The organism is Octadecabacter sp. R77987 (genome assembly GCF_042466115.1).
Lineage (GTDB): Bacteria > Pseudomonadota > Alphaproteobacteria > Rhodobacterales > Rhodobacteraceae > SW4.
The window spans coordinates 2,208,232-2,235,229 of record NZ_JAXHBQ010000001.1; the positions used below are offsets into that span (position 1 = coordinate 2,208,232).

Consider the following 26,998-nt stretch of genomic DNA (forward strand, 5'->3'; position numbering starts at 1 on the left):
GTGTTCCTTTCGGGTTAGCGGGCCATCGTGGCTGTGTGAAGATCGCGCAGGGTGAATGCGGGCGTATCGCCCCCCTGTGGTACGAATGAATATGTGAGCGGGGCATCGGGCATCAGATGCACGGCGTTGCGGTCAAACCGCCCGGCGACCGATGCCTCGAGGCTGACAAAAAACGCAGGCTTTTGTGCCGTCAGCGTGACATGCCAAACGCCGCCTTTTTCCGCGACTTTCATCGCAATCTCGGGGGCATGCAGCGCGTAATGCTTGAACGGCTGGGGCGCATGGATATCGCTGCCGCTGGTGCCGTCAGTGGCGGCCCACGTATAAAACAACATCTCTTGCGCGCCCAGATCACCGGCTTGCACAGTCAGCACGTCAATTGCGCCACCACCAACCTTTGCATCCGCCTTGCCCAGATCGCGGGTGCTGCCATCCATCGCCAAGGCCACGGCTGTGACTGAAACACCAACCGCGTCGGCCAGATCATTGACCCCGCGCAGCACGATTTCATCACCCACAGGCACCGCCGTTACCAACACGGGGCGGTAGAATTCGCGCGCCATGTGGTGCAGCAACTTCCAGTTGCCGCCATGATCAAGCGAAGCCCAGGAACACACGGGCCACGTATCGTTCAGCTGCCAGTAAAGCGTGCCCATGCACTGCGGCTTCAGGCTGCGCCAATGGGTCACGGCGGTCTTGATCGCCATGCCCTGCTGCACTTGAGACAGGTAAACGAAATCTTCGAACTTTTCCGGCCAGCGGAAATAGCGAAACATCGTTTCCGCAATCCGCGCGTTGCCGCCTGCGTTCTTTTGGTGGCTTTCCAGCACGGGCGCGGCGATGTTGAAATCTTCGGGCGCGGCAAACTTGCGGATTGCTGACATCGACGGATAGGACTGAAAGCCGAACTCGGAACAAAAGCGTGGGGTGACATCGCGGTAGTGAACAAAGTCACGCCCTTCGTGCCAGACCGACCAGAAATGCATGTCGCCCTGGCCGTCCACATGCCAGCCATCGCGGAAATCCATCGGCCCAAGCGACGGGGACGAGGGCCACCAGTTCGCCGCCGGATCAACCGATTTCATCGCCGTTTCAATCGTCCGGTTCAGCCGGTCATAATTCACCAGATACCGGTCTCGGTTTTCGCGCGTTTCGGGAAACCAGCCAAGCGAGCCGACCAATTCGTTATCCCCGCACCACAGCGCAAGGCAGGCATGATGCTGGATGCGGGCGGTGTTTTCACGCACCTCGGCGGTGACGTTTTCAAGGAAGGCATCGTCAGAGGGATAGATTGAACAGGCAAACATGAAGTCCTGCCAGACCATCAGCCCCAGTTCATCGCACGCGTCATAGAAACTGTCAGGCTCGTACCGCCCGCCGCCCCAGACACGGATCATGTTCATATGCGCATCGGCGGCGGATTGCAGCAACGCGCGCGTGTTCGCGTCAGTGATGTTGCCTTGCAGGGCGTCAGCGGGAATCCAGTTTGCACCCTTGGCAAACACATCCCGCCCGTTGACGCGAAACCCGAAGGATGCACCCGCAGCGTCTGGCTGCGTGACCAGTTCGATACTGCGCAGTCCCACACGGCGCCCGGCGGTGACGCCACCCGCCGCGATTTCCAGATCGTGCAGGGTTTGCGGCCCTTGCCCGTTTGGCCACCATAAACCCGGGTTCTTGACCGTCAGGCGCGCCACAGCCTTGCTATTTGCAATCACGGCGCGCGCCGATTCACCGCACAGGTTCACCTGCGCCGTTTCACCATCCAGATGGGCGGCCTGCAGTGTCACATCAACAACTGCCGTCCCGTCCTGATGGGTCTGTTGCACCAGCACCGCATCAATCCGTGGCGCGCCATGTAGTTCCAACCGGATATCCCCGCCGATGCCAAAAGGCGTCAGCGCGATGTTCCAGTCCCAGCCGAAATCACATTGCACCTTGCGCAACATATTGCCGTTGGGGATGGGGTTGTTGTCGGTCGAATAGGGGATGCGGAACGGATGCGCCGCTTGGCGTTTCGCGCCTTCGACCACGGGCGAATGAAAGGTGATTTCGACCGTATTCCTGCCCATCTTGGCCACATCTGACAGATCAACCCGAAAGCTGCGATGCACGTTGTCGCTTTGCAAAACAACCTGCTCGTTCCAACGGATTGTCGCCACGGTATCGACGCCGGAAATCACCAGATCAACGCCCGTGTCCGTCAGCGTCACATCGCGCCGCACTACCCAGTCACGCTCGCCGATCCAGCGCAGATTATATTCGTTGCGCCCCCAGTAAGGGTCTGGAATATGGCCCGCCTTGTGCAGCGCCGTAATCCCGTCACAGGGCGTCACGATGTCACAGCGGTAATCGCCATTGATGTCTGTCAGTGTCCACGCGCCCATCAGATCGGCGCAAACGGACCGTTTGGCAGGTGTCACAGTCGCGCCTCGGTTTCTTTGTCAAACAGGGACGCCTGTGCGGGGACGATGCCGATTCTCAGGTCATCGCCTTCGTGCACGCGGGCCTGTCCGTCCATACGGATGCGGAATGTCTTGCCGGCCACCGTGACGTGCACAAGCGTGTCCGAGCCCATCGGTTCGACCAGATCAGCCGTCACATCCATCTGGATCGGCGCATTGCTGACCAATTCGCCTGTGATGATGTGTTCGGGGCGGATGCCAATCACGGCGGGGCCGTTGTGCACGCTTTCGCTGGCATATTCATAGCCCTCCATCGGCATCGCCACACCATCGGTGGTAAACGTGCCGTCGCGGAATTCGCCCTCCATAAAGTTCATCGAGGGCGAGCCGATAAAATCAGCCACATAGATGTTCTGCGGGCGGTTATAAATCTCGTCCGGGGTGCCAAGCTGCATGATATTGCCGCCCTTCATGATCGCGATCCGGTCGGCCAGTGTCATCGCCTCGACCTGATCATGGGTCACATAAATCATCGTGTTCTTCAGGGAGTGGTGCAGGCGTTTCAATTCAACCCGCAAATCCGCACGCAGTTTCGCATCAAGGTTGGACAGGGGTTCGTCAAACAGGAACACATCAACATCGCGCACCAATGCACGGCCAATCGCGACACGCTGGCGTTGCCCGCCCGACAGCGCACCGGGTTTGCGTTTCAGAAGTTGTTCGATCTGCAAGACTTCGGCGGCGCGGGCGACCCGTTTCGCGATTTCGTCTTTTGGCATCTTGGCGTTTTTCAGGCCGAACGACAGGTTCCCTTCGACCGTCATCTGCGGATAAAGCGCGTAGGACTGGAACACCATGCCGATGCCGCGTTCACTGGGTTCCTTCCAGGTGACGTTCTCGCCCTTGATGAAAACCTGCCCGTCGCTGACTTCCAGCAATCCCGCGATGCAGTTCAGCAACGTTGATTTCCCGCAGCCGGACGATCCCAGCAACACGATAAACTCGCCCTCGTTGATATCCAGGTTCAGGTCGCGCAGCACCTTTACCGAGCCGAAATTCAGGTCGAGGTTCTTGATTTGAACAGAGTGGGTCATAAGATCAGCCTTTGACTGCGCCGGCCGCAATGCCGCGCACAAATAGTTTTCCGGAAGCGAAATAGATGACAAGCGGCACGAGGCCGGTCAGCAATGTCGCCGCCATGTTGACGTTGTATTCCTTGACGCCCTGCACCGAATTCACGATGTTATTGAGCTGCACCGTCATCGGATAGGTTTCGGGTTTCGTGTAGATCACACCGAACAGGAAGTCGTTCCAGATGCCTGTCACCTGAAGGATCACAGCCACCACGAAGATCGGGATCGCCATGGGCAGCATGATGCGGAAATAGATGCCCCAGAATCCGGCACCATCAACGCGGGCCGCTTTGAACAACTCCTCGGGGATGGACGTGAAATAGTTGCGGAACAACAGCGTCAGGATCGGCATCCCGAACACCGTATGCACCAGCACCAGCCCCCAGATGCTTCCCATCAGCTTGATTTCGCGCAACAGGATCACGATCGGGTAGATCATCGTTTGATAGGGGATGAAGGCACCAAGGATCAGGATGGTAAAGAACACCTCGGATCCCTTGAATTTCCAGTTGGACAACGCATAGCCGTTCACACTGGCAATTAGGATCGACAGCACCACAGATGGCACCAGAATCTGCACCGAATTCCAGAAACCGCGCGACAGCCCGTCACAGTTGATACCGGTGCAGGCTTCGGCCCAGGCCGTGACCCACGGCTGGAACGTCACCTCGACGGGCGGGCTGAAAATGTTGCCCAACCGGATTTCCGGCATGCCCTTGAGCGAGGTGACAACCATCACGTAAAGCGGCAGCAGGTAGTAGATCGAGACAAGCAGCAGCGTGCCGTAAAGAAAGATGTTGTTGCGTGACAACCGGCGCCTTGGCTTGGGACCACGCGGGCCGGTCATGTCAGTGGACGCGTGAAGAGACGTATCAGCCATTTTTCCGGCCTCCGAATTCAAGGTAGGCCCAGGGGATCAGGATAATGATCACCGACACCAGCATCATCGTCGAGGCAGCAAAACCCTGCGCAAGGTTTTGCGCCTGAAACATATAGTTGATCACGTATTTCGCGGGCACTTCGGATGCGAGGCCGGGGCCACCATTCGTCTGTGCAACCACCAGATCATACAGTTTGATGATCCCGCTGGCGATCAGCACCAGCGCCGTGATGAACACGGGGCGCATCATTGGAATGACGATGCGGATGTAGGTCTTGACGGTGCCGATCCCGTCAACGCGGGCGGCCTTCCAGATGTCCTCGTCGATACCGCGCAGACCGGCCAGCATGATCACCATGATCAGCCCCGACCCCTGCCAGATACCGGCGATCAGGATGCCGAAAATCACGATTTCGGGGTTGTTGAGCGGATCAAATGTGAAGCTTTCCCACCCCAATCCACGCATCACACCCTGCACACCGAAATCCGGGTTCAGGATCCATTGCCATGCAAGACCCGTCACAACGAACGACAGGGCAAACGGGTAAAGAAAGATAGAGCGGAATATCGCTTCACCACGAATTTTGCGATCTAGCATCGCCGCAAGCGTAAAGCCGATCACCAGCGTCAGGATCAGCGAACAGACGCCGTAAACCGCAAGGTTGGTGATGGAAATCATCCAGCGGCTGCTGGACCAGAGGCGCTCGTATTGATCAAGCCCGACAAAGTCGAGTTTGGGCAAGAGCCGCGAGTTGGTGAAGGAATGCACAACAGTCCAAGTGGTGCCGCCGACAAAGACCACCATCGCGGTCAGGATCATCGGCACGGAGGCGATCTTGGCGTTAAGGTTCCGGAACAGCCTGCTGGGTCGCTTGCTCGCGTCCATCGTTACCCCCATTTGTCTAGAAAGAATTCGGGCCCGACGCATTGGTCGGGCCCGCACTGCGCATGGGTTTAGTCAGCGTCAGCGATAATGGATGCGTAACGCGCTTGCGCGTCCTCGGCACTCATATCCGACGACCAGAATTCAGCCATCAGTTCTTCGACCTGCGTTTGCGTATCAGGTGTCAGCGACATGTCCCCGGATGGCAGGATGTTGCCGCTTGCCAGAATATCCAGACCCTTCTGCATGCAGTCGTTTGCAGCAGACATGTCGATGTCACCGCGCACGGGCAGCGAACCCTTGGCAAGGTTGAACGACACCTGAACAGCTGGCGAAATCAGCAGTGACGCCAGTTCCAGCTGTGCGGCCTGCACTTCGGGGTCATCGACGACAGGGAAGTAGAACGCATCGCCGCCTGTATCCAGAATCTCGGCTTCGCCCAGACCGGGAAGGCAGGTGTAGTCTTCACCAGCGACCTGACCGGCCACCTGGAATTCACCCTGAGCCCAGTCACCCATGATTTGACCGCCGGCGGTGCCGGTGATCACCATGTTGGTGGCCTGGTTCCAGTCCTGCACGTTTGACCCGGCGGCAAATTCGCGGGCGTTAACGGCAGCCTGGAACACGCGGGCGTATTCAGGGCCAGCGGCCACATCGGCGTTTTTGTCGATGTTCACGGCGGACCATGCGTCCTGTCCGGCAAGGGCAATCGCCATCACACCAAATGCACCGCTTTGCTGCCAGCCTTGCTGACCCATCGCCAGCGGCTGAATGCCCGCTTCACGCAGGGCAGGGGCGGCGGCGGCAAATTCATCCCAGTTGGTTGGCACATCGACGCCGGCGGTTTCATATGCAGCATGGCTCAGCCAGATCCACTGCCACGAGTGGATGTTGACGGGAACGCAATAGATGCGACCGTCCAGCGTGCAGCTGTCCAGCAGGCCTGACGGGTTGACGATATCGGCCCAGCCTTCGGCTTCGGCCAGTTCGGTCAGGTCTGTCATCAGACCCGCTTCGATCAGTTCTTCGGCCTGGCGTCCGTGGTTCAGCTGGGTGGCCGCCATTGGATCACCGCCGATGATGCGGCTGATGATGATCGGGCGCGCGGTGCCGCCCGAACCGGCAATCGCGCCGTCGATCCATGTGTGTTCGGTGTTGCTGTTCAACGCTTCGGCGAACTTGGACACAGCGGCAGCTTCACCACCGGATGTCCACCAGTGCGTGACCTCAAGATCGGCCGCATGTGCCGTCGATGCACCGACAAGTGCAGTCGCCGCGAGCAGTTTGGTTGTTAGTTTCACGATTCTCTCCTCCCTGGTTCTAAATCGTTGTAGATTTTTCTATATCGTTTTAGATTGCGGTGGCAACAGTTATTATGTTCAACTTTTCTGCGGACCTGATATCCCGCGACGATCCTAAAACGAGTGATGCTGTGGAAAACGAAATCAAACGCGCAACCCCTGATAAAGTAGGCCCCAAGCCTACTCTCAAGACGATTTCGCAACTCAGCGGCTTGGCTGTCCCCACTGTATCGCGCGCACTGAGTGATGCACCCGACATTGGCCAGAAAACCAAGGAACGCGTGCGCCAGATCGCCAAAGAGGTCGGTTATGTGCCGAATTGGGCCGGCGTGCGATTGCGCACGGGCCGCACCAATGTGATCAGCCTTGTGCTGCCGATCGAACATGACCTGATGAACCACACCGCCCGTTTGATTTCGTCAATCGCGGCGGGGCTCAAGGAAACGCAGTTTCACCTGAACGTGACACCACACTATCCCGACGACGATGTGTTGCGTCCATTCCGCTACATTGTCGAAACCGGCTCGGCGGACGCGGTGATCTTTAACCAGATCGAAGAAGACGATCCGCGCGTGGCCTATCTGCGCGAGCGGGGTTTCCCTTTTGCCACGCACGGGCGCAGCAAATGGGCTGAACAGCATTCCTACTATGATTTTGACAATGCGGTTTTTGGCCGGATCGCGGTTGAACATCTGGCGCGTCGATGCCGCAAACGCCTCTTGTTGATCGCGCCGCCTGTCACGCAAAACTATGGCCGCGAGACGATTGAAGGTGCGCAGTCTGCCGCGCTTGAATGCGGTGTTATGCTGACCCTCGCCAAGGGTATCGATAGCGACAACAGCTATGATGACGTGAGTGCCTACGTTGCGCAGGCGGTCACTCAAGATCCGCTAATCGACGGGATCATCAGCGGATCGACCACCGCGACCATGGCCGCCGTCGCGGGCATGGAGGCCGAGGGCTTTGATGTCGCGACCGACATTGATGTTTTCTCGAAAGAGCCGATGCCATTCCTGAAGCTTTTTCGCAAAGGCATCATCGTCATCCCCGAGGACGTAAAGCACGCCGGTGAATTTCTTGCGCGCGCCGCCATTCAGGCCGTGCGCGAACCTAACGCCCCACCGATGCAAGGCCTCGAAGTGCCCAAACATCCCAAAGACTAGCTTGAAAACAGGCAGGTCACGGCATCGACAATCTGCGCAACAATTGCGTCAACCGGCTGATCGACGTTGATGGTCAGCGTGCCTTCGTCGGGCGTGGGCACCTCAAGCGTGGCAAACTGGCTTTCCAACAGGGCGGGCGGCATAAAGTGACCCGCGCGCGCCTGCATCCTTTGCGCGATCAGGTCACGCGGCGCATCAGGGTAGGCCACGACCAGATCAGCGATGCCCTCGCGCAAATGGTCGCGATAGCTGCGCCGCAACGCCGAACAGGCCAGCACAACATCGCGATCCGCGCGCACCTTGTTCGCTTCACTGATCAACCGGTCAAGCCACGGCCACCGCATGTCATCCGTCAGCGGTTGGCCCGCTGCCATCCGCGCAACGTTTTCGGGCGGGTGGAAATCATCGGCATCCAGAAACGTTGCGCCAATGCGCTGCGCCAGCCCTTTGCCGATCGTCGATTTCCCTACCCCCGACACGCCCATAACCAGAATTGCGCGCATCACCGCCCCGGAATAGCGCCGCGCTTTTCGCCAGCACCCTGCCAGTTTGCGATGACCTCGACGGCCTCGTCAGCGGTTTCGACAAAGCGGAACAAGTTCAGGTCTTCCTCGGAAATCGTGCCCGCATCGGCCAGCGCGTCCCAGTTGATGATCTTTTCCCAAAATGCGCGGCCAAACATCAAGAACGGCACGCGCTCCATCCGGCCGGTCTGGATCAGGGTCAGGGCTTCGAATGTTTCGTCCAAAGTGCCAAAGCCCCCGGGAAACACGCAGATTGCCTTGGCGCGCATCAGAAAATGCATCTTGCGAATGGCAAAGTAGTGAAAGTTGAAACACAGTTCAGGCGTGACGTATTCATTTGGCGCTTGTTCGTGGGGAAGCACGATATTGAGCCCGATGCTTTTGCCGCCTGCGTCCAGTGCACCGCGGTTGCCTGCTTCCATTACGCCAGGGCCGCCGCCCGTGACGATGACGTTTTCAAGCGCGTCCGATTTCAGACCCTCTGTCGTGACAATGCGGGCAAACTTGCGCGCCTCGTCATAGTATTTCGACAGGTCCGCCAGCGTCTTGGTGCGCGCCTGATCCTTGTTTGCGGGTGCGGGAATGCGCGCGCCACCAAACATCACGATCGTTGATTGCACCTTGGCTTCGTTCATCAGCATTTCGGGCTTGAGCAACTCAAGCTGCAATCGCACGGGGCGAAGCTCGTCGCGGCACATGAAATCGGGATCGGCAAAGGCCAAGGCATAGGACGGCGCGCGGGTTTGCGGCGTATCAGGTATCTGGCTGGCAGTCTCGCGATCCTCACCGCTACGGCGAAACGGATGGCGATGCGGGTCGGTGTTCATATAGCGTGCTCCCTCGTGAGTTGTTCAAAATGTCTGGCAGGGTTGGCGGGCAAAGTCCAATAACACCGCGCGTGCAACCCCAAGTGATTGCGTGACTCGCCCGCCGCCGCTATAGCGCAGGCAACCCTGACCCAAGCCACGCCGGAGAACACAATGTCCAACGCCGCACTTGAAACCGCCATCGAAGCCGCATGGGAAGCCCGTGACGGGATTTCCCCCACCACAACCGGCGAAGTGCGCGACGCGATCGAAGACACGCTGACCGCGCTCGACAGTGGCAAACTGCGCGTGGCCGAGCGGCGCGACAACGGTGACTGGCATGTGAACCAATGGGCGAAAAAGGCCGTTTTGTTGTCGTTCCGCCTGAACGATATGGAAACGATTCCGGGCGGGAATGGCGCATCCACATGGTGGGACAAGGTGCCAAGCAAATTCGACAACTGGGGCGACAACCAGTGGCGTGACGCGGGCTTTCGCGCCGTGCCGGGCAGTATTGTGCGCCGGTCGGCCTTCATCGGCAAGAACGTGGTGCTGATGCCGTCGTTCGTGAACATCGGCGCCTATGTCGACGAAGGGTCGATGGTTGACGGCTGGGCAACGGTGGGCAGCTGCGCACAGATCGGCAAGAACGTGCACCTGTCCGGCGGTGTCGGGATTGGCGGCGTGTTGGAACCCATGCAGGCCGGCCCGACCATCATCGAGGACAACTGTTTTATCGGCGCGCGATCCGAAGTCGTTGAGGGCTGCATCATCCGCGAGGGTTCGGTGCTGGGAATGGGTGTGTTCATCGGCCAGTCGACCAAGATCGTGGTTCGTGAAAGCGGCGAGGTCTTCTATGGCGAAGTGCCTCCCTATTCGGTTGTGGTCGCTGGCTCCATGCCGTCGAAAAACGGCATCAACCTGTATTGCGCCGTGATCGTGAAACGCGTTGATGAACGCACGCGCTCCAAGACCGGTATCAACGAATTGTTGCGCGATTGATCTGGGCGGGTGGGTTCACGAACCCACCTTACCCGCCGTCCCGTAACGTGGGTTATGAACCCACGCACCCGAAAGGCACCATCATGTCTGACGCCCCGAAAAAAAAGAAACCCTCGCGCCAGCAGGTCTTTACCCTATTGGTCGAGGTGGGCCGCAAGGACGGTGACGGCCTGCCCAGGGCTGCCACCGGTGCCGCGCTGATGATCTATGCCAGTGGCATCGACGAGGCCGAGGCCGTGCGCGAAACTGTCGCAATTCTGAAGCAGGCGGACATGAACCCGCTTGATGTGTCCGGCTACGGCACGCTGGATGAACGCCTTGCCGAAGGGCACGACATCGCGGACGACGAAAAGGAACTGATGGAACGCGCGCTGGCCGAAAACAGCGTGATCGTTGCGCAGATGACTCCGTTCTTTGGGGATGACGAACCCGCCTGACCACCCGCAACCCGCAGGCAACTTGCGCAAGACAGGGTGTCAGGCCGTTGCCAGTTCCGTGAGGGTCAGTGCCTCGAATCCGCGCAAGACCGGCAGCGCCAGATCAGACCGCATGGGGCGCAATTCGGCCGGCAAGTCCCGCAAGACGGAATTGGGCAATACAGCCGGATCAGCAAGAAGCGCGCTGACATCAAAGCTTTCAAGCGGCGCGCCATTGACGACAATCACCGCATGGCGATCCAGCAACACGTGATAATACCGGACCGTTTGCGGCGCGGGGTCGATTTCCAAAACGGCACGATGATCAATCAGATGGCGCGTTGCAGCGGTCACACATTCTTCGCCGAACAGGTATTCAACGTCCGATCCTGACAGGCAAATCCGTTGGTCGTGCGCAAGCACAAGATCGGCCGAAGCACCATGATAGGGCGCGCGCAGCAGGCAAGGTGCAAACCGCCCGCGTGCTGGCAAAACCTGCGATCCAACCCACCGCACCTGTGCCACATCGCCCTGCGCCGTGCTGACAAATTCACCGGGGCGCAACGCGTCGATTGTTGTTTCCCCCTCGGGTGTGAGAATGGTGGCACCCGCGCCGATCGCAGGCATCGGCCCCGCAGGTTCCACACGGTTTGACAGGGCGGCAAAGCGCAGGCTTGGATCGGTCTTGCACAGGGTGCGGTCGGCCATCAACCGTGTCGCATCGCGAAACGTCAGCGGAAACGGCGCGCTGACATCGGTTTGAAACAGCATGCAGCGGTCGGGGACATACAGCGTCAGCGTGCCACGGCGCGCACTGCAATCCCATGCATAGGTGATCTGCAAAACGCTTTCGCTGACCTGCAAGTCGGTCGCAAGATCACGCGACAGGTGGCGCGCACCGTGCCGCATCAACAGCCGCAACGTCCCGTCCGTATCAAGGCACAACGTCAGGGCCGATGGCCACGGATCGCGGGAGAACAACCGCAGGATATTCACCGGCAGCGGGCCGGGTTCATAGCTGCATTCCACAAACAGCGTGCCAGTGGTAAGCAGGCTGTCAGGGTCAGGTAAGGTGGCAAGATTGGGCTGACCAAGGCCAGCAGGGCTGAATACGCCCTCGCTGTCATCACGTAGCCCGATCCAACTCATCTTCGGCGCGCCCGCATCGTTACGCCGCTGCCTCGGATAGCAGCAGCCGTGCCTCGTAGTGGCGCAAGGTGCGCCGGGCGGCAGGGCTATACCCCTCGCCGGTCAGCGCGTTCAATTCGGGAAAAACGGCGCAGATTTCGTCGACGATGTCCTTTTCAAATGCTTTGGTCGTTTGGGGGCCGGGCAGGAAACTTTCGGTGGCAAGACCTTCGGAATAGACGACCTGATGCTTGTCAAACAACAGGTGCACATAGGTGACTTCGCCACCTTCCACCGGACGCACCGAACTGTCATTGACCAGATCCTTGGCTGCGACCAGAACTTCGCCTTCACCAAACAGCAGTTCTGCCATGGTGTCGCGGATCAGCACCCGGTGCTGGGGTGACAACATCAGCGTGCCGTGCTCGCCAAAGGTGTTTTCGCGAATGCGAATGGGGGCCATCTTGCCAATTGCGGGCACCGCGCGCTGACCGGCCCAGCGCAGCGGTTGCGCACCGTCATCGTGGGTGATGACCATATCGCCGGCCTGCAAGCGCTCGACCGGTTTGTCGCCATCGGGCGTGCGGATCAGGGTGCCGGCCACGAAACAGGGGATCGTTTCAACGGTGACAAACCCGACATCGGTTTCCAGCACGTTGCCAGACCCGTCCTTGCTTTCGACCTCGTAGGTAAAGCTTGTCGTTTCAAAGTCACTGTCGGTCGTGATGTCGAATGTGCCATCGGCCAGCAGCTTGACAGTCTGGCCCGTCGGCAAGGTGATTGTCTGACCCACCGTTACGGCATTTCCGTTGATGTGAGTGATCTGCAAAGTGCCGGTCGTGTTGTTGATGTCGTTGGCCAGCACATCAACGTTCTTGGTCACACTGTCCTGCATCGTGACAAGGTCTTGTTCGGCCACCAGCTGCGTTTGGACGGAATCCGCTGCGATCAGCAGGTTTGAATCATAGTTGCTGTCGGACACATCAGCGATGCCGATCTTGATCGTATTTGTCACGCCAACGTTCACCGGAATTGTCAGCGTCATGGTGACGGTGAAACCGTCCATCTCGGTGTTGTACTGGTCGGACGTGTTATCGTTATAAAGGTTGATGTTGTTGTTCTGGTTGACCGCGCCAATGGCCGTCTGGTTGGTGTTCGCGATCGACAGCGGCACATGCGTGCCGTTGATCCAGACCCCGACCATGTCGTTGTAGATCGAGTTCGAGTATTCGGGGTATTCGTCAGAACTAAAGACGAACTGCATCGTCATCACGTCATCGGTCGGGATGAAATCCACGACCATATACGAGGCATCATAAGTGCTGGTGCCAGCGACCGCATTGAAATCGGCATCGTTATTGGCGCCGCCGGTGTTGGTGCTGGTGTTGGTATCCTGGTTCGACTGACCACTGGAATTGGTAAAGTGGCTTGCCACCCCCGTTGACAGGATCACACCCGTGTCGCCCGGCGTGACCCCCGGAGCGATGGAATCGCCGTTCGAATAAATTGCCGAGGAATAGCTGGAACCGGAATAGCTCGCGCTCGTGACGGTGACGCCATTGCCAAAAATCGAGTTCGCCATCTGCATCGCAGTGGCGCTTGTGTTGTATGTCAGCTCGCTTGCCGCAACCATTTTGCCCCAACCCTATGTTGGAAGCAGTCCAGACGGAATCGTGCTTTCCTTGCACGTCAACCTATATCTTGTGGCATTTACTGCTCGCCACGGACCATCTTGGGTCTCTTTGATGTCTGCCCTGCCTCGGGTCTATTATTGGCTTCACATTAGGCTGATTTGTCCCTTTTTGTGAGTAATTTATGGCTCTTTCTTGATGTGGCTTCAAAAGGTGTCGCATGCCCGCCACAGGTGCATTTACATCGCCCCGTGCTGCGCGCTACCTCTGTGTGGCACAAAGGAGCGGACAATGACCAAACCCATCGACCCGGTTGACCTTACGGCGCGTTTGGTGCGCTGCGCGTCGGTTACGCCCGCCGAGGGTGGCGCGCTGGTGCTGCTGGAAAGGGTGTTGTCGGACGCCGGATTTACATGCACCCGTGTTGATCGGGGTGGCGTGTGCAACCTGTTCGCGCGTTGGGGCGCCAAGGGGGCCGCGCGCAGCTTTGGGTTTAATGGCCACACGGATGTGGTTCCTGTCGGTGACGAGGCCGCATGGACGCACGACCCGTTCGGCGCAGAGATCGTCGATGGCTACCTTTATGGGCGCGGCGCGACCGATATGAAATCGGGCGTCGCCGCATTTGCCGCCGCCGCCGTGGATTTCGTGCGTGATACGCCCCCGGACGGCGCGATCATCCTTGCGATCACCGGCGACGAGGAAGGCCCGGCGCTGGACGGCACGACTGCCCTGCTTGACTGGATGGCGGCAGAGGGCGAAGCCATGCGCGCCTGTATCGTCGGCGAACCCACCTGTGTCGAAACCATGGGCGACATGATCAAGATCGGGCGGCGCGGATCAATGACCGCGCATATCACCGTGACGGGCAAACAGGGCCATTCCGCCTATCCGCATCGCGCGCTGAACCCGCTGCCCGCGATGGCGCGGTTGATGGACCGGCTGGCCAGCCATACCCTTGACGCTGGCACCGATCATTTCGACCCGTCCACCCTTGCGATTGTCACCATCGACACTGGCAATCCCGCCACCAACGTGATCCCCGCGCAAGTCCGCGCCAGCGTGAACATCCGGTTCAACGATACGCACACTGGCGCAAGTCTCACCGCCTGGCTCCAGTCGGAAATCGACGCGGTGCAGGCTGAATTTGGCGTGACGATCACCCAGGACACAAAGGTGTCGGGCGAGGCGTTCCTGACACCCCCCGGCGCGCTTTCCAAGCTGATCAGCGATGCGGTGCACGCAGAAACTGGAAACACCCCCGAAATGTCCACAACCGGCGGCACATCGGATGCGCGTTTCGTCAAGGATCACTGCGCCGTGGTCGAATGCGGTCTTGTGGGCAAACGGATGCATCAGGTGGACGAACGCGTGCCCGTGGCCGACATTGCAACCCTCAAGGCGATCTACACCCGCATCCTGCGTGCCTATTTCAGCCAGCCCTGACCCGTGCTAGGGCAGACCTCATGAAACGCATCCCATCCAAGGACGAAATCCTGCAATGGATTTCCGAAAACCCGACCCAAGCCGCCAAGCGCGATATCGCGCGGGCGTTCGGGATCAAAGGTGCCGCGCGCATCGACCTGAAACGCATCCTGCGCGAGCTTGAAGAAGAAGGGCATCTTGAGAAACGCAAGAAAACCTACCGCGATCCTGATCGCCTTCCGCCTGTGTCTGTGCTGGAAATCACGGGGGCGGACGCTGATGGTGACCTGCTGGCGCGGCCGATGGAGTGGCACGGAACCGGCGATGCGCCGGTGATTGCCTTTATCGCCAAAGACGGCGATCCGGCGCTGGGCGCAGGTGACAGGATCCTGGCCCGTCTGACCAAGGAACAGGGTGACGGGTTTGACTATTCCGCCCGCCTGATCCGCCGGATCGGCACCAACCCGCTGCGTATCCTGGGGGTGTTCCGGCGCGGGTCTGATGGCGGCCGTGTGCTGCCCATCGACAAAGGCTCGGACAAGGAATGGAGCGTTGCGCCCGATGCGATGAACGGCGCCAAGGACGGTGAACTGGTCGAAGCCGAGCAAGCCGGACCAAAGGGCCGCATGGGTCTGCCCAAGGCGCGCATTGTCGCCCGTCTGGGTGATCCGACAGCACCCCGCGCCGTATCCCTGATCGCGATCCACCAGCACGGCATCCCCGATCATTTCCCCGATGATGTTGTCGCCGAGGCGGATGCTGCCAAGACCGCCGGTCTGGATGGCCGCGACGACATGCAAGACCTGCCGCTGATCACAATAGACCCTTGGGATGCGCGTGACCGCGATGATGCCTGCCTTGTGCAGCCCGATGATGACCCGAAAAACCCGAACGGCCATATCCTTTGGGTCGCGATTGCCGATGTCGCGCATTATGTCACGACGGGTTCGGCGCTGGACCGCGAGGCGCGCAAGCGTGGCAATTCCACCTATTTCCCCGACCGTGTGGTGCCGATGTTGCCTGACCGGTTGTCAGGTGATCTGTGTTCGCTGCACGAAAACGTGCCGCGCGCCTGTGTTGTCGCGCGGATGCGCGTGAACGCGGCGGGCCACAAGATTGATCACAGCTTTCATCGCGGTTTGATGCGGTCTGTCGCATCGCTGAACTACGAGGAAGTGCAGGCAGGCATGGACGGCGCGCCAAACGACAAGGTCGCGCCGCTGATGGACGATATCATTCGCCCGCTTTACGCCTGCTATGAAAGTCTCAAGAAGGCCCGCGCTGAACGTCAGCCGCTTGAACTGGACCTGCCCGAACGCCAGATCGTGATCAGTGATGAAGGTCAGGTCACGGCCGTGAACTTCAAGGAACGCCTTGATGCGCATCGGTTGATCGAGGAATTCATGGTGCTGGCCAATGTCGCCGCCGCCGAAACACTGATCGCCAAGGAAACCCAGTTGTTGTTCCGCGTGCACGAGGAACCCAGCCCTGAAAAGCTGGACGCGCTGCGCGAAACAGCCGCCGCAAGCGGGCTGACGCTGGCAAAGGGGCAGGTGTTGCAAACCGCGCACCTGAACCGCCTGCTGGAACAGGCCGAGGGCACACCCGACGACGAACTGATCAACATGGCGACCCTCCGGTCCATGACGCAGGCCTATTACAACCCCGAAAATTTCGGGCATTTCGGGCTGGCCTTGCGCAATTACGCGCATTTCACATCGCCGATCCGCCGTTACAGCGACCTGATCGTGCATCGCGCCCTGATCACCGCCCATGGCTGGGGCAAGGATGGTTTGCAGCCCGAAGACATTGATCGCCTTGATGATACCGCCAAGCTGATCAGCGACACCGAACGCCGCTCCATGATGGCGGAACGCGACACGACCGACCGCTACCTTGCCGCCTATCTGTCCGACCATGTGGGAGCAGAGATGGAGGGACGGATCAGCGGTATCGCCCGCTTTGGCGTGTTCGTGCGCCTTGATGAAACCGGCGCGGATGCGCTGGTGCCAATGCGCAATCTGGGTGCCGAATACTTCCGCCACGATCCCGACAGCCAGACCCTGACAGGGGCGGACACAGGCACGGTGATCCGGTTGGGCAAGCCCGTGACCGTTGCCTTGACCGAAGCAGTGCCCGATACCGGCGGGCTGGTGGTTGATTTGCTGCGTCTTGACGGGCGCAGTGTGACCAAGGGGGCGGGGCGTAGTGGCAAACCACCGCGGCGCAAGCAAGGCGCGGCGCGCAAGAAAGCGGCCAAGACCGCCCGCAAGGTCAAACGCAGCCGCAAGTGATGGGCGGATTACCGCGCCGCGGGCATGTTGATTGCTTCCTGATTGGAAACAATCGCGTTAGCATTGTGCGCAAACGTCATTGAATCGGGTGAGTTTCATGAGTGTCTTGATGCGTATCGCCGCCCTTTCGGTGCTCTTGCTTGCCAGTATCGCACAGGCCAACCCCGGCCCGCCCGAACGCTCGCTTCGTCCTGAAATGCGCCCTCAGTTTGATGTGATCCCCGCCCAAAGCACCGCAAATGATCGCGGCCTTCAGCGCTGGATCAACGGGTTTCGTGCCCGTGCTGTGGCACAGGGCATATCCGCGCAAACCTTCGATCTGGCCTTTCGCGGGGTCACCTACAACGCCGACATTATCCGCCGGGACCGCAACCAATCGGAATTCACCAAGACGATCTGGGATTACCTTGATAGCGCCGCATCTGACGCGCGCGTGCGCAACGGCCAAGCGGCCCTGCGCCAGAACGAACGCCTGCTGAATGCGATCGAGGCGCGCTATGGTGTCGAAAAGGAGGTTGTCGTCGCCGTGTGGGGGCTGGAAAGTTCCTTTGGCGCATTCCGCGGCGATGAACCCCTGATCGAAGCATTGGCGACCCTTGCCTATGACGGGCGCCGCGGGCGGTTTTTTGAACAACAGTTGGTCGCTGCGTTGAAAATTATTCAGGACGGCGATGTGGCCGCGTCAAACATGACCGGAAGCTGGGCGGGCGCGATGGGGCATACGCAGTTCATCCCCACGTCCTATCTGGCTTACGCCGTCGATTTCACCGGCGATGGCAAGCGCGATATCTGGTCTGACGATCCGGCGGATGCGCTGGCGTCCACCGCGTCCTATCTGGCAAACTTCGGTTGGATCAGCGGCCAGCCTTGGGGCGTAGAGGTGCGTCTGCCTAACGGGTTTGATTACACCCAAGCCAACCGGCGCATCCAGCGCCTGCCCAGTGAATGGGCGCGCAGGGGCGTGACCGGAATTGATGGTCGCGCGGTGCCCGACCACGGCGATGCTGCGGTGCTGTTGCCTGCTGGCGCGCAGGGCGCGGCCTTTCTGATCTTTCACAATTTCAGCGTGATCGAACGTTACAACACCGCCGATGCCTATGTGATTGGTGTTGGCCATTTGGCTGACCGGATCGGCGGCGGACGCGAAATTCAGGCGGATTGGCCGCGCGGTGATCGGGCATTGGTGTTCGCGGAACGGCAGGAATTGCAGCGCAGACTGACGGCAGCGGGGCATAGCACCCAAGGGATCGACGGACGCATCGGCCCGCTGACAATTGACGCGATCCGCAGTTATCAAAGCAGTCAGGGGCTGGTGCCAGATGGCTACCCGTCACTGTCACTCCTGACGCGACTGCGCGAGTGACATCATGAGGTAAACGTTGTTGGCCGCAAAACTGTCGCGATTTCGGCTTTGTTCAGTCAGCCGCTGTTGCAGACGGGTGCGCTTGCGTTCATTCACGAACATGCGCAACACACGGTTGATCAACCACCGCGTCTTGGGCTTTTTGGCAACCAGTTCTTCGTCCACGCGCGAAATGGCATGACCAAAGATATTGAACAGCCCTTGTTCAATTTCGACAGACGGGGCAACGGCTGCGGTCACGTCTTCTTGGTGCGTGATGGCAAGGTTCAAGTCCGCAACAGCCTGCCGAAAACCGGCAATGCCGTGTCCGCTCCCCACGGTGGCGCGCACCGGGTTGGCGCGAAACGCTTCACTGCGAAAGCAATCCGCGATGATGATCCGACCGTCGGGTTCAAGCAGGGTCAGGCACTTGGGCATACCTTCCGGCAGCGGAATATACTGAAAGCTTTCCGAAAAGAGGCAAACATCGAATTTGGAGTCGCTGTTGAAATCTTCGAACATCATCTCGTGAATCACTGCATTTGGCGCATTTTCACGACAGCGCGCGGCCAGAAATGCAGACGGAATAACGATCTCCACGTGATGCCCCAGTGCCAGCAACTTGCCAGCCGTGACACCTGCGCCGCCGCCGATGTCCAGGATACGCAGCTTGCCCTTGGGCAGCAGTTTGAACAGCCGATCCGTATAGGCTTCTTGCGCGGGGCCGGCATTGGCGGCGCAAACCTCCAGACCGGTCCAGTCGCCGTAGTGAAGGTTTTCGGTTCCCGTCAGCCATTTGGCAAATGTCAGGCTGACATCAAGCCCGATGGCGCGTGTATCAATTTTTTCGTTTTTCATCGGCGCAGTCTTGCGGGGAAAACCGCGACGGTGCAAGCCTCAACGGTGTTCGACCGGATCGCAGGCATCGCCGTGCATGCAGGCTTCGACCTTTGCGATATCGGCGCGACTTGGGTCTTGAAACACCCACTGCGCGCAGGGGCCGACGCGAAGGACATCACCATCGGCGGTGCGTTCGACAAAGGCCAGCGCTTCGGTTTCAGGTGCGAAACTTCCACACCACGGTCCGGCGCAGCCGATCGCGATTGTGATATTACGCGGACTGACATCGACAAAGCCGTTTGCCGACAATCCCTGACCTTGAAAATGCACGACGAAAGGATCGGGCGCTTGTCCTTCACGTGTGGGGGCTGTTGCCGAGTCCTGCGTAAAGGAAAAGCGGCCCCAAAGCACCGTATATCGCGCTTCGGACTGCACGGCAGCGGTGAAAGATGCGGCCACATCCGGCTGCGTACAAGACAGCGCACTGGCCTGAAAAGGCAATGCGATTGCAAGCACGGCTCCGATAAATGCTTCCCTCATAGCAAGGCTCCAAATTCATCCAGCACCTGCGCATAGACTGCCCTCTTGAACGGAACGATGCTGTCTAGCAGTTCGGTCGGGGGCATCCATTTCCAGCGCGAAAATTCAGGTTGCGCGGTTTCGATATCAATCTGGTCATCGGCGCCGTCAAACCGCAACAGGAACCACTTCTGTTCCTGCCCGCGGTAGCGGCCTTTCCAGATTTTCGGCACGATATCATGGGGCAGATCATAGGGTATCCAGTCGCGACTTTCGGCCTCGACTCGCACCAGATCAGCCGTCACACCTGTTTCTTCCCACAGTTCGCGCAGGGCCGCATCACGCGGATTTTCGCCCTTGTCCACGCCGCCCTGGGGCATCTGCCAGGCATCCTGAAAGCGGTCATTGCGCTGGCCGACAAACACCTGCCCTGTGCTGTTCACCAACATCAAGCCAACGCAGGGGCGGTAGGGCAGGCGCGCGATGTCGTCAGGTGTCATGGCGCCTGCCCTTTGTTTATTGTGCGTTGGGGCCAAGCGCTGACAGCCCCTTGAGGATATCAATCGCATAGGCCAGTTGGTAGTCTTCCTCGCGCAGGGCCGCGGCGTCTTCGGCGCGCGCGCGGTCGGCCTCGATCTGGCGGATTTCGTCTTCACTCAGGCTGTCGTTGTCTAGCGCGCCGCGGAGATCCGCCTCCGAGCGGAAGACACCTTGTTCCTCTTCTTCGGCGCTTTCTTCGACGCGGCGGGGCTGTTCCACGATGATATCAGGTGAAATGCCAAGCGCCTGAATCGACCGGCCCGATGGTGTGTAATATCGTGCGGTTGTCAGGCGCATTGCCCCATCGCCACGCAGCGGCATCACCGTTTGCACCGATCCCTTGCCGAACGAATTTGTGCCAATGACAATTGCGCGGCGGTGATCTTGCAAGGCACCCGCAACGATTTCCGATGCCGAGGCAGAACCACCATTGATCAACACGACAATCGGCAGCCCTTCGGCCAGATCGCCCGTGTTGGCGTTGTAGCGCTCGCCGTCCTCGGGGTTGCGGCTACGGGTCGACACGATTTCACCCGCCTCAAGGAACGCATCCGATACAAGGATCGCCTGACGCAGCAAACCACCTGGATTGTTGCGCAGGTCAAGCACAAGGCCGTTGACGTTTTCGATGCCGCCGGCTTCCTCGACTTGCTCGGCCAGCAGTTCGCGCATGCTGTCGAACGTCTGGTCGCTGAATGTCGTGATGCGCAAGACAACCGTGTCGCCTTCGGTGCGCGACCGCACCGCCGTCAGCTTGATGGTGTCACGGATGATGGACACATCGAACGGTTCAATCTCGCCCTCGCGCACGACCGTGATCACGATTTCCGAACCCACTGGCCCGCGCATCAGATCAACCGCGTCGTCCAAGGTCAGGCCCAGCACGCTGGCCCCGTCCACGGCCGTGATGAAATCGCCTGACATGATGCCCGCGGCATCCGCAGGGGTGCCGTCAATCGGTGACACGACCTTGACGAACCCTTCTTCCTGCGTGACTTCGATCCCGAGGCCGCCAAATTCACCACGTGTCTGCACGCGCATGTCGGCGGCGTCTTCGGGCGACAGATAGCTGGAATGCGGATCAAGCGAAGTCAGCATGCCGTCAATCGCGGCCTCGATCAGCGCGGCCTCATCGACATCCTCGACATATTGCGCGCGGATGCGTTCAAAGATGTCACCGAACAGGTCTAGCTGCTCATAGACGCTGGCATTTCGGGTGGCTTCTTGGGCCACAAGCGGTCCGGCGATCTGCGTTGTGGCAATCGCGCCTGCGATGGTGCCAACGGCTGCGGCCATAAAGAACTTTTTCATGAATTTTCCTACCTCATTCAACCGCGAACCATGTCGCAGGATTTACCGGACTTTGCCCTTCTCTGACCTCAAGATAAAGGGTCTGTGTTTGACTTCCCGTCACACCTTGCGCTGTTTCGCTCAAAATCGCGTCAACTGCGGGGATTTCGCCACCCATCAGGCCAATCGGCGACCCCGCAGGCAAAACTTGGCCGACTTCGCCAAACACTTCGGCCATGCCCGCAAAGACCCAAAGCACATCGGCCGCGGGTTCCAAAATCGTGACGTTTCCATAATCCAGCAACGGTCCGCGATAGCGCACGGTGGCCACGCCGGGGGTGGTGACAAGAGCGCGCGGGCGCGCTGCAATCAATACGCCGGGGCGGGCAATTCCGGCTGCATCGGCCTGTTCATACCCGCGCAGGATCGTGCCCTGCACAGGCAGCGCCAATCCGCCTGCCGTGGTTGCGTCAGGTGGCGCGGCACCCCCGTCAACTGCGCGCAACAAACCGGACGCAAAGGCATCCAGAGTGTCCGCGCTGGCCACCAAAAGGGCCGTTTGCACGGCGTCTTCGGTATAGCGCTGGGGCAGGTCCGTGCGATCCGAAATCGCGGCACTCAGTTTGGTGCGGGCCTCTTGCGCGCCGGCCAGCCCTTTGCCCAGCAGATCCGCGGCGCGGTTTTGCAGGTCACGCAGGGCGGCGACTTCCTCAAGCTGGGTGCGCAATGCGTCCACGTCCGCTTGCAAGGCAGGGGTCACATCTGACACGATCATGCCCGCGCGGGCCGTGCCGGTTGGCCCCGATGGATGCAGCAGCAACAGGGGTGCAGGCGCGCGGCCCATCGTTTGCAGCACGCCCAACAGGCGCGCGACCTCGTCACTGCGGTTCGCCAGATCGTCCTCGATGGTGCGCTGCCGGATCGCGGCGCGGCGCAACCCGTCGCGCAATGTCACCAGCCCGTCCTCGTAGGCTTGCACGGTCTGGGTCAGGGCGGCGACACGGTCGCTTCGGCCATCAGCAGCAGCCAGTGCCGCACTCGCTTCCTCAAGCCGATCCGCAGCCGCGATTGCCGCCGCAGATGGGTCGGTCTGGGCGCTCGCAACACTTCCCAGAAGGCAACACAATATGGCGGCGCGCAGGATCAAGTGATCAAGCTTTCGCCGGTCATTTCGCCGGGCTTTGCGATGTTCATCAACTGCAACAAGGTCGGCGCCAGATCGGCCAAGCGACCATCGCGCAGCTGTGCGCCCGCTGGCCCGCCGACCAAAATCACCGGCACCGGGTTCGTCGTATGCGCCGTGTGCGGCCCGCCCGTTTCAGGGTCGACCATCACTTCGCAGTTGCCATGATCGGCGGTGACGATCATCGCGCCACCTGCCTTGTTCAACGCATCCAGCACACGGCCAAGGCCAGCATCAACGGCCTCGCACGCCTTTATCGCCGCTTGCAGATCGCCGGTGTGGCCCACCATGTCAGGGTTCGCGTAATTGCACACGATCAGGTCATAGCCATCCTTGATCGCACCAACAAAGGCATCCGTGACCTCGGCTGCCGACATCTCGGGCTGCAAATCATAGGTCGCAACTTTGGGGGACGGGGCCAGATAGCGATCCTCGCCTTCTTCGGGAGTTTCCTTGCCACCATTCAAAAAGAACGTCACATGCGGATACTTTTCGGTTTCGGCGACGCGGAACTGGCGCAACCCTTTGCTGGCGACCCATGCGCCCAACGTGTTCTTGATCACGCGCTTGGGGAAACCGGCGTCAAGCCATTCGCTATGTGCGTCCGAATACTCAACCATACCCAAGAGCGCTGCGAATGGCGGCTTATCACCACGGTCAAACCCGTTGAAATCGGGCTGGGCGATTGCCGCCAAAATCTCGCGCGCGCGGTCGGCGCGGAAATTCAGGCAGAACAGCCCATCGCCCTTGGCGACACCATCATATCCCGCCAGAACCGTCGGCAGAATGAACTCGTCGTTTTCATCGCGGGCGCGGGCCGCGGTGATTGCATGGGCAGCACTGGCAGCCGTCAGCCCGTCACCGTCAATCATCGCGCGGTAAGCTTTTTCGACCCGATCCCAGCGGTTGTCACGGTCCAGCGCGTAATAACGCCCCGACAGGGTCGCGATTGTGACATCGTGGGGCAGGGCATCCGAAAGCTGGGCGACAAACCCTTCGGCAGAGACCGGCGCAACATCGCGCCCGTCCGTGATCGCGTGGATCACCACAGGCACGCCCGCATCGGCAATCATATTTGCGGCGGCGATCATATGCAGCACATGCCCGTGCACCCCACCATCCGATACAACGCCCATCAGGTGCGCCCGCCCACCGGTGCCCTTGAGGGTGTCGATAAATTTCAGGATCGCGGCATTGTCGAAAAAGGTGCCATCCTCGATCGCCAGATCAATCTGGCCAAGGTCCATCGCCACAACGCGGCCCGCACCGATATTGGTGTGGCCGACCTCGGAATTGCCCATCTGGCCAGCGGGCAGACCCGCGTCATGGCCGTGGGTCAAAAGCTGCGCATTCGGGCATTCGCGCATAATGCGGTCAAAGTGCGGGGTATCGGCAAGGGCAGGGGCGTTTGCCGTTGTGTCAGCCCGTTTGCCCCAGCCATCCAGAATGCACAAAACGACAGGTTTGGGTGTGGTCATGGGGCTCTCCGCTTGCTTTGGGGGTGTCATACCGCAAGCGCGCGCGATCCTCTAGACGCGATGATAGGGCGCGCCCGCAAGGATGGATGCCGCGCGATACAATTGTTCGCTCAGCATCACGCGCGCCAGCATATGTGGCCAGACCATCTTGCCAAATGACAGGGCGGCATCGGCGGATTTGCGCAGATCGGGGGCGATACCATCGGCACCGCCAATGATGAACGCCACATCGCCACGCCCTTGATCGCGCCACCCGGCGAGGCTGGCCGCGAAATCGGGCGAGGATTGCAGCTTGCCCCGTTCGTCCAACACACAGATCAGCGCGCCATCAGGCACCGCTTTGGACAGCAATGCAGCCTCCGCGGCCATCCCCCCGCCCTTTTTGTCTTCGACTTCGATCAAATTGGCGGGGCCAAGTCCCAGTGCGCGGCCTGTGCGGTCGAACCGCGTCAGGTAGTCGTCGATCAACTCGCGCTCGGGGCCGGCGCGCAGCCGACCCACAGCGCAAATATGCACCCGCACTAGTTGGCTTTCTTGGCCGCGTCAGCAGTTGCGGGCTGCCACATCTTTTCAAGCTGATAGAATTCGCGCACTTCGGGGCGGAAGATGTGGACAATCACATCGCCCGTATCAATCAACACCCAATCGCCAATGTCTTTGCCTTCGACCTTGGAAATCACGCCAAATTCGGCCTTGAGCCGGTCAACCAGCTTTTCCGCCATCGCCGATACCTGACGGGTCGACCGCCCCGAAGCCACGACCATATAGTCGCCAATCTCGGACTTGCCCTGCAGATTGATCTGCACAACATCTTCGGCTTTGTCATCGTCAAGGGATTTCAGGATCGCAGCAAGCAGAGTATCTGCAGTTGCAGTTTTCGCGGCTGTCATTGTGCCAGCCTCGCGCGCAGCGGCATGGGCCGCCTGTGTGGTAAGAGACAGATCATTGTCCTCCTAAAGCGCGCCGTCCAATCGCCCCGGCGCTGGGCTTGATCAAACTTAACAAGCCGTAAGTGACAATTCAATGAACAGACTGCGGAACTTGCGGCGGTTTCATGCCCTTGCTAGGGTTTGCCCAGAACCGCGCACCAACATCAGGAGGGGTCGTCGCAATGAAACGCTATCACGATCGCACGCGCGGCCCCGTCTTTGCCCTGCAAAACATCTTGCAGGGCTGACAACAGGGTCACATTTTCCAGCATCCTTGGTCAGCCTTTTCTGGTGGCAATACGCCACGATTTTCCTGAACCGAGAAGAACATGTCCCTGATCACCCTTAAAAACATCGGCGTTACGCTGGCCGATCCGCTTTTCACCGGTCTTGACCTGACCCTGCCCAAAGGCTGCCGCATGGGCCTTGTCGCGGCCAACGGCGGGGGCAAGACCACGCTGCTGCATTGCATTGCGGGGCTGACTGACCCGACCACCGGCGACATTACCACCGCGCGCGGGCTGCGCGTGGGTTTCATGCAACAGATCGTGCCCGAAAACCTGCGCGACCTGTCACTTTATGATGCCGTGCTGGATGCGATGCCGCCCGAACAGGTGGATTACGAAAGCTGGCGCGTGGATATCGTGCTGGACGATCTGGCGATCCCGCAAGATCTGCGCACCCGCCCCTTGGGCAAGCTGTCAGGCGGGTGGCAACGGATGACGTTGCTGGCGCGCGAAATGGTCACGGAACCTGACGCGCTGTTGCTGGACGAACCAACCAACCACCTTGATCTGACCCGCATCGGCCAGTTGCAGGACTATCTGGCCGGGTTGCCGCGCGACATGCCCATGCTGATTGCCAGCCACGACCGCGCGTTTCTTGATGCCGTCACCACGCATACCCTGTTCCTGCGCAGCACCGCGTCACGCAGTTTCGCGCTGCCCTATAGCGCCGCAAGGGATGCGCTGGACGAATCCGACGCCGCCGATGCCCGCCGTTTCGACAACGACATCAAAAAGGCCAGTCAGTTGCGCCGTCAGGCGGCCAAGCTCAAGAATATCGGCATCAATTCAGGCTCGGACCTGCTGATCAACAAGACCAAGCAGTTGAAGGACCGCGCCGACAAGCTGGAGGAAGCCGCCCGCCCCGCCCACAAGGAACGCACCGCGGGCGCGATCCGGTTAACCAACGCCGACACCCACGCCAAGGCGCTGATTGCGTTTGATGATGTGGCCGTGACCACGCCCGATGATCGCCTGCTGTTCAAGACCGGCAAGGTCTGGATCAACCGTGGCGACAGGATCGTGCTGTTGGGGCCGAACGGCACTGGCAAGACACGGCTTGTCGATATGTTGCAACGCGCGATCACGTGCGACATTGACGGGATCCGCGCCGCCCCCACCGTGGTCATGGGCTATTCCGATCAGGGTGTGACCCAGCTTGATCCAGACGACACCCCGATGCAGGCGATCACCAGCCGCTTCGACGTCGGCGATCAGCGCGCGCGCGGGTTGCTCGCGGCGGCGGGGTTCACGATCGACCACCAGAACGCCAAGACCGCGACCCTGTCAGGCGGGCAGAAGTCGCGGCTGGCGATGGTGGTGCTGCGTCTGACCAACCCGAACTTTTACCTGCTGGACGAACCCACCAACCACATCGACATTGACGGTCAGGAAGCCCTGCAATCGGAACTGGAAAAGCACGAGGTCAGTTGCCTGCTTGTCAGCCACGACCGCACCTTTGTGCGCGAAACCGGCACGCGATTCTGGGAAATTCAAGGCAGGAAACTGGTCGAAGTCGATAGCCCCGAGCCGTTCTTTGCCCAAGCCATGGCACAAGGAAGCACATTGCAACCATAGCGCGAACGCTTGACTCACATCTGG

The 26,998-nt window shown here is 59.9% G+C and carries 24 protein-coding genes; 7 read left to right on the forward strand and 17 right to left on the reverse strand.

All coding sequences use genetic code 11. The features are described from left to right. Positions 1-14 precede the first annotated feature (14 nt). The 5 genes from SJY21_RS11155 to SJY21_RS11175 all read right to left on the reverse strand — a co-directional run bounded on the left by SJY21_RS11155 (position 15) and on the right by SJY21_RS11175 (position 6,602). Entirely contained in the window at positions 15-2,423 is a 2,409-nt protein-coding gene (locus SJY21_RS11155) for a glycoside hydrolase family 2 protein (RefSeq protein WP_377510396.1), read from the reverse strand. After that, on the reverse strand, positions 2,420-3,499 hold the full coding sequence (locus tag SJY21_RS11160; protein WP_377510399.1) for an ABC transporter ATP-binding protein: 1,080 nt from the start codon (positions 3,497-3,499) through the stop codon (positions 2,420-2,422). Before SJY21_RS11160 ends, SJY21_RS11155 begins: the two co-directional genes overlap by 4 nt. Before the next feature lie 4 nt (positions 3,500-3,503). Next, on the reverse strand, positions 3,504-4,418 hold the full coding sequence (locus SJY21_RS11165; RefSeq protein ID WP_377510402.1) for a carbohydrate ABC transporter permease: 915 nt from the start codon (positions 4,416-4,418) through the stop codon (positions 3,504-3,506). After that, complete coding sequence (locus SJY21_RS11170) at positions 4,411-5,304, reverse strand: carbohydrate ABC transporter permease (protein ID WP_377510405.1); 894 nt, start codon at positions 5,302-5,304, stop codon at positions 4,411-4,413. Before SJY21_RS11170 ends, SJY21_RS11165 begins: the two co-directional genes overlap by 8 nt. A 68-nt stretch (positions 5,305-5,372) precedes the next feature. Then, positions 5,373-6,602: an ABC transporter substrate-binding protein gene (locus SJY21_RS11175; RefSeq protein WP_377510408.1), complete on the reverse strand. Its 1,230-nt coding sequence runs from the start codon at positions 6,600-6,602 to the stop codon at positions 5,373-5,375. A gap of 131 nt (positions 6,603-6,733) precedes the next feature. Between SJY21_RS11175 and SJY21_RS11180 the strand changes: the two genes are divergently transcribed. Further along, positions 6,734-7,765 carry a LacI family transcriptional regulator gene (locus tag SJY21_RS11180; RefSeq protein WP_377510411.1) on the forward strand — a complete coding sequence of 344 codons (1,032 nt, stop codon included), beginning with the start codon at positions 6,734-6,736 and terminating at the stop codon, positions 7,763-7,765. On the opposite strand, the gene SJY21_RS11185 is transcribed toward SJY21_RS11180, so the two are convergent. Both SJY21_RS11185 and SJY21_RS11190 read right to left on the reverse strand, forming a co-directional pair. Next, positions 7,762-8,268 carry a gluconokinase gene (locus SJY21_RS11185; protein ID WP_377510414.1) on the reverse strand — a complete coding sequence of 169 codons (507 nt, stop codon included), beginning with the start codon at positions 8,266-8,268 and terminating at the stop codon, positions 7,762-7,764. The two genes, SJY21_RS11180 and SJY21_RS11185, sit on opposite strands and share 4 nt — an antisense overlap. Further along, the gene (locus SJY21_RS11190; RefSeq protein ID WP_377510417.1) at positions 8,268-9,116 is read right to left on the reverse strand and encodes a TIGR00730 family Rossman fold protein; all 849 of its coding nucleotides are present in this window, start codon (positions 9,114-9,116) and stop codon (positions 8,268-8,270) included. Before SJY21_RS11190 ends, SJY21_RS11185 begins: the two co-directional genes overlap by 1 nt. A gap of 153 nt (positions 9,117-9,269) precedes the next feature. Here SJY21_RS11190 and dapD point away from each other — a divergent pair, with 153 nt between their 5' ends. Together dapD and SJY21_RS11200 are read left to right on the forward strand one after the other, a co-directional pair. Next, positions 9,270-10,097: a 2,3,4,5-tetrahydropyridine-2,6-dicarboxylate N-succinyltransferase gene (dapD, locus tag SJY21_RS11195; protein WP_377510420.1), complete on the forward strand. Its 828-nt coding sequence runs from the start codon at positions 9,270-9,272 to the stop codon at positions 10,095-10,097. An 83-nt stretch (positions 10,098-10,180) separates the two neighbouring features. After that, positions 10,181-10,534 (forward strand): hypothetical protein, encoded by a 354-nt coding sequence (locus SJY21_RS11200; protein WP_377510423.1) that lies wholly within the window; start codon positions 10,181-10,183, stop codon positions 10,532-10,534. Between the two features lie 39 nt (positions 10,535-10,573). On the opposite strand, the gene SJY21_RS11205 is transcribed toward SJY21_RS11200, so the two are convergent. Both SJY21_RS11205 and SJY21_RS11210 read right to left on the reverse strand, forming a co-directional pair. After that, positions 10,574-11,662, reverse strand: a complete 1,089-nt coding sequence (locus tag SJY21_RS11205) for a Hint domain-containing protein (protein WP_377510426.1) — start codon at positions 11,660-11,662, stop codon at positions 10,574-10,576. Between the two features lie 19 nt (positions 11,663-11,681). Next, positions 11,682-13,274 carry a Hint domain-containing protein gene (locus tag SJY21_RS11210; protein ID WP_377510429.1) on the reverse strand — a complete coding sequence of 531 codons (1,593 nt, stop codon included), beginning with the start codon at positions 13,272-13,274 and terminating at the stop codon, positions 11,682-11,684. A gap of 289 nt (positions 13,275-13,563) precedes the next feature. On the opposite strand from SJY21_RS11210, the gene dapE reads away from it, so the two are divergent. The 3 genes from dapE to SJY21_RS11225 all read left to right on the forward strand — a co-directional run bounded on the left by dapE (position 13,564) and on the right by SJY21_RS11225 (position 18,354). After that, positions 13,564-14,718: a succinyl-diaminopimelate desuccinylase gene (gene dapE / locus SJY21_RS11215; protein ID WP_377510432.1), complete on the forward strand. Its 1,155-nt coding sequence runs from the start codon at positions 13,564-13,566 to the stop codon at positions 14,716-14,718. A gap of 20 nt (positions 14,719-14,738) precedes the next feature. Then, a complete protein-coding gene (rnr, locus tag SJY21_RS11220) occupies positions 14,739-16,991 on the forward strand; it encodes a ribonuclease R (RefSeq protein WP_377510435.1) in 2,253 nt (750 codons plus the stop codon). Positions 16,992-17,088: 97 nt separating this feature from the next. Continuing rightward, positions 17,089-18,354: a lytic murein transglycosylase gene (locus tag SJY21_RS11225; protein ID WP_377510438.1), complete on the forward strand. Its 1,266-nt coding sequence runs from the start codon at positions 17,089-17,091 to the stop codon at positions 18,352-18,354. Here SJY21_RS11225 and SJY21_RS11230 read toward each other — a convergent pair. Genes SJY21_RS11230 through rsfS form a run of 8 tightly spaced genes read right to left on the reverse strand, consistent with a single transcriptional unit; the run spans position 18,328 to position 25,124 of the window. Beyond that, positions 18,328-19,191, reverse strand: coding sequence for a class I SAM-dependent methyltransferase (locus tag SJY21_RS11230; RefSeq protein WP_377510441.1), 864 nt, complete (start codon positions 19,189-19,191; stop codon positions 18,328-18,330). The two genes, SJY21_RS11225 and SJY21_RS11230, sit on opposite strands and share 27 nt — an antisense overlap. A gap of 39 nt (positions 19,192-19,230) precedes the next feature. Continuing rightward, positions 19,231-19,713 carry a hypothetical protein gene (locus tag SJY21_RS11235; protein WP_377510444.1) on the reverse strand — a complete coding sequence of 161 codons (483 nt, stop codon included), beginning with the start codon at positions 19,711-19,713 and terminating at the stop codon, positions 19,231-19,233. Then, positions 19,710-20,192 (reverse strand): RNA pyrophosphohydrolase, encoded by a 483-nt coding sequence (locus tag SJY21_RS11240; protein WP_377510447.1) that lies wholly within the window; start codon positions 20,190-20,192, stop codon positions 19,710-19,712. Before SJY21_RS11240 ends, SJY21_RS11235 begins: the two co-directional genes overlap by 4 nt. Positions 20,193-20,208: 16 nt before the next feature. Continuing rightward, complete coding sequence (locus SJY21_RS11245; RefSeq protein ID WP_377510449.1) at positions 20,209-21,543, reverse strand: S41 family peptidase; 1,335 nt, start codon at positions 21,541-21,543, stop codon at positions 20,209-20,211. A gap of 13 nt (positions 21,544-21,556) precedes the next feature. Beyond that, positions 21,557-22,648 carry a murein hydrolase activator EnvC family protein gene (locus SJY21_RS11250; RefSeq protein ID WP_377510452.1) on the reverse strand — a complete coding sequence of 364 codons (1,092 nt, stop codon included), beginning with the start codon at positions 22,646-22,648 and terminating at the stop codon, positions 21,557-21,559. 17 nt (positions 22,649-22,665) lie between these two features. Beyond that, complete coding sequence (gene gpmI / locus SJY21_RS11255) at positions 22,666-24,183, reverse strand: 2,3-bisphosphoglycerate-independent phosphoglycerate mutase (protein WP_377510455.1); 1,518 nt, start codon at positions 24,181-24,183, stop codon at positions 22,666-22,668. A 51-nt stretch (positions 24,184-24,234) separates the two neighbouring features. Further along, positions 24,235-24,705: a 23S rRNA (pseudouridine(1915)-N(3))-methyltransferase RlmH gene (gene rlmH, locus SJY21_RS11260; RefSeq protein WP_377510458.1), complete on the reverse strand. Its 471-nt coding sequence runs from the start codon at positions 24,703-24,705 to the stop codon at positions 24,235-24,237. Next, positions 24,705-25,124 (reverse strand): ribosome silencing factor, encoded by a 420-nt coding sequence (gene rsfS / locus SJY21_RS11265; RefSeq protein ID WP_377513224.1) that lies wholly within the window; start codon positions 25,122-25,124, stop codon positions 24,705-24,707. The genes rlmH and rsfS overlap by 1 nt, the downstream gene beginning before the upstream one ends. A 317-nt stretch (positions 25,125-25,441) precedes the next feature. On the opposite strand from rsfS, the gene SJY21_RS11270 reads away from it, so the two are divergent. Further along, positions 25,442-26,974 carry an ABC-F family ATP-binding cassette domain-containing protein gene (locus SJY21_RS11270; RefSeq protein ID WP_377510461.1) on the forward strand — a complete coding sequence of 511 codons (1,533 nt, stop codon included), beginning with the start codon at positions 25,442-25,444 and terminating at the stop codon, positions 26,972-26,974. Positions 26,975-26,998: the final 24 nt, after the last annotated feature.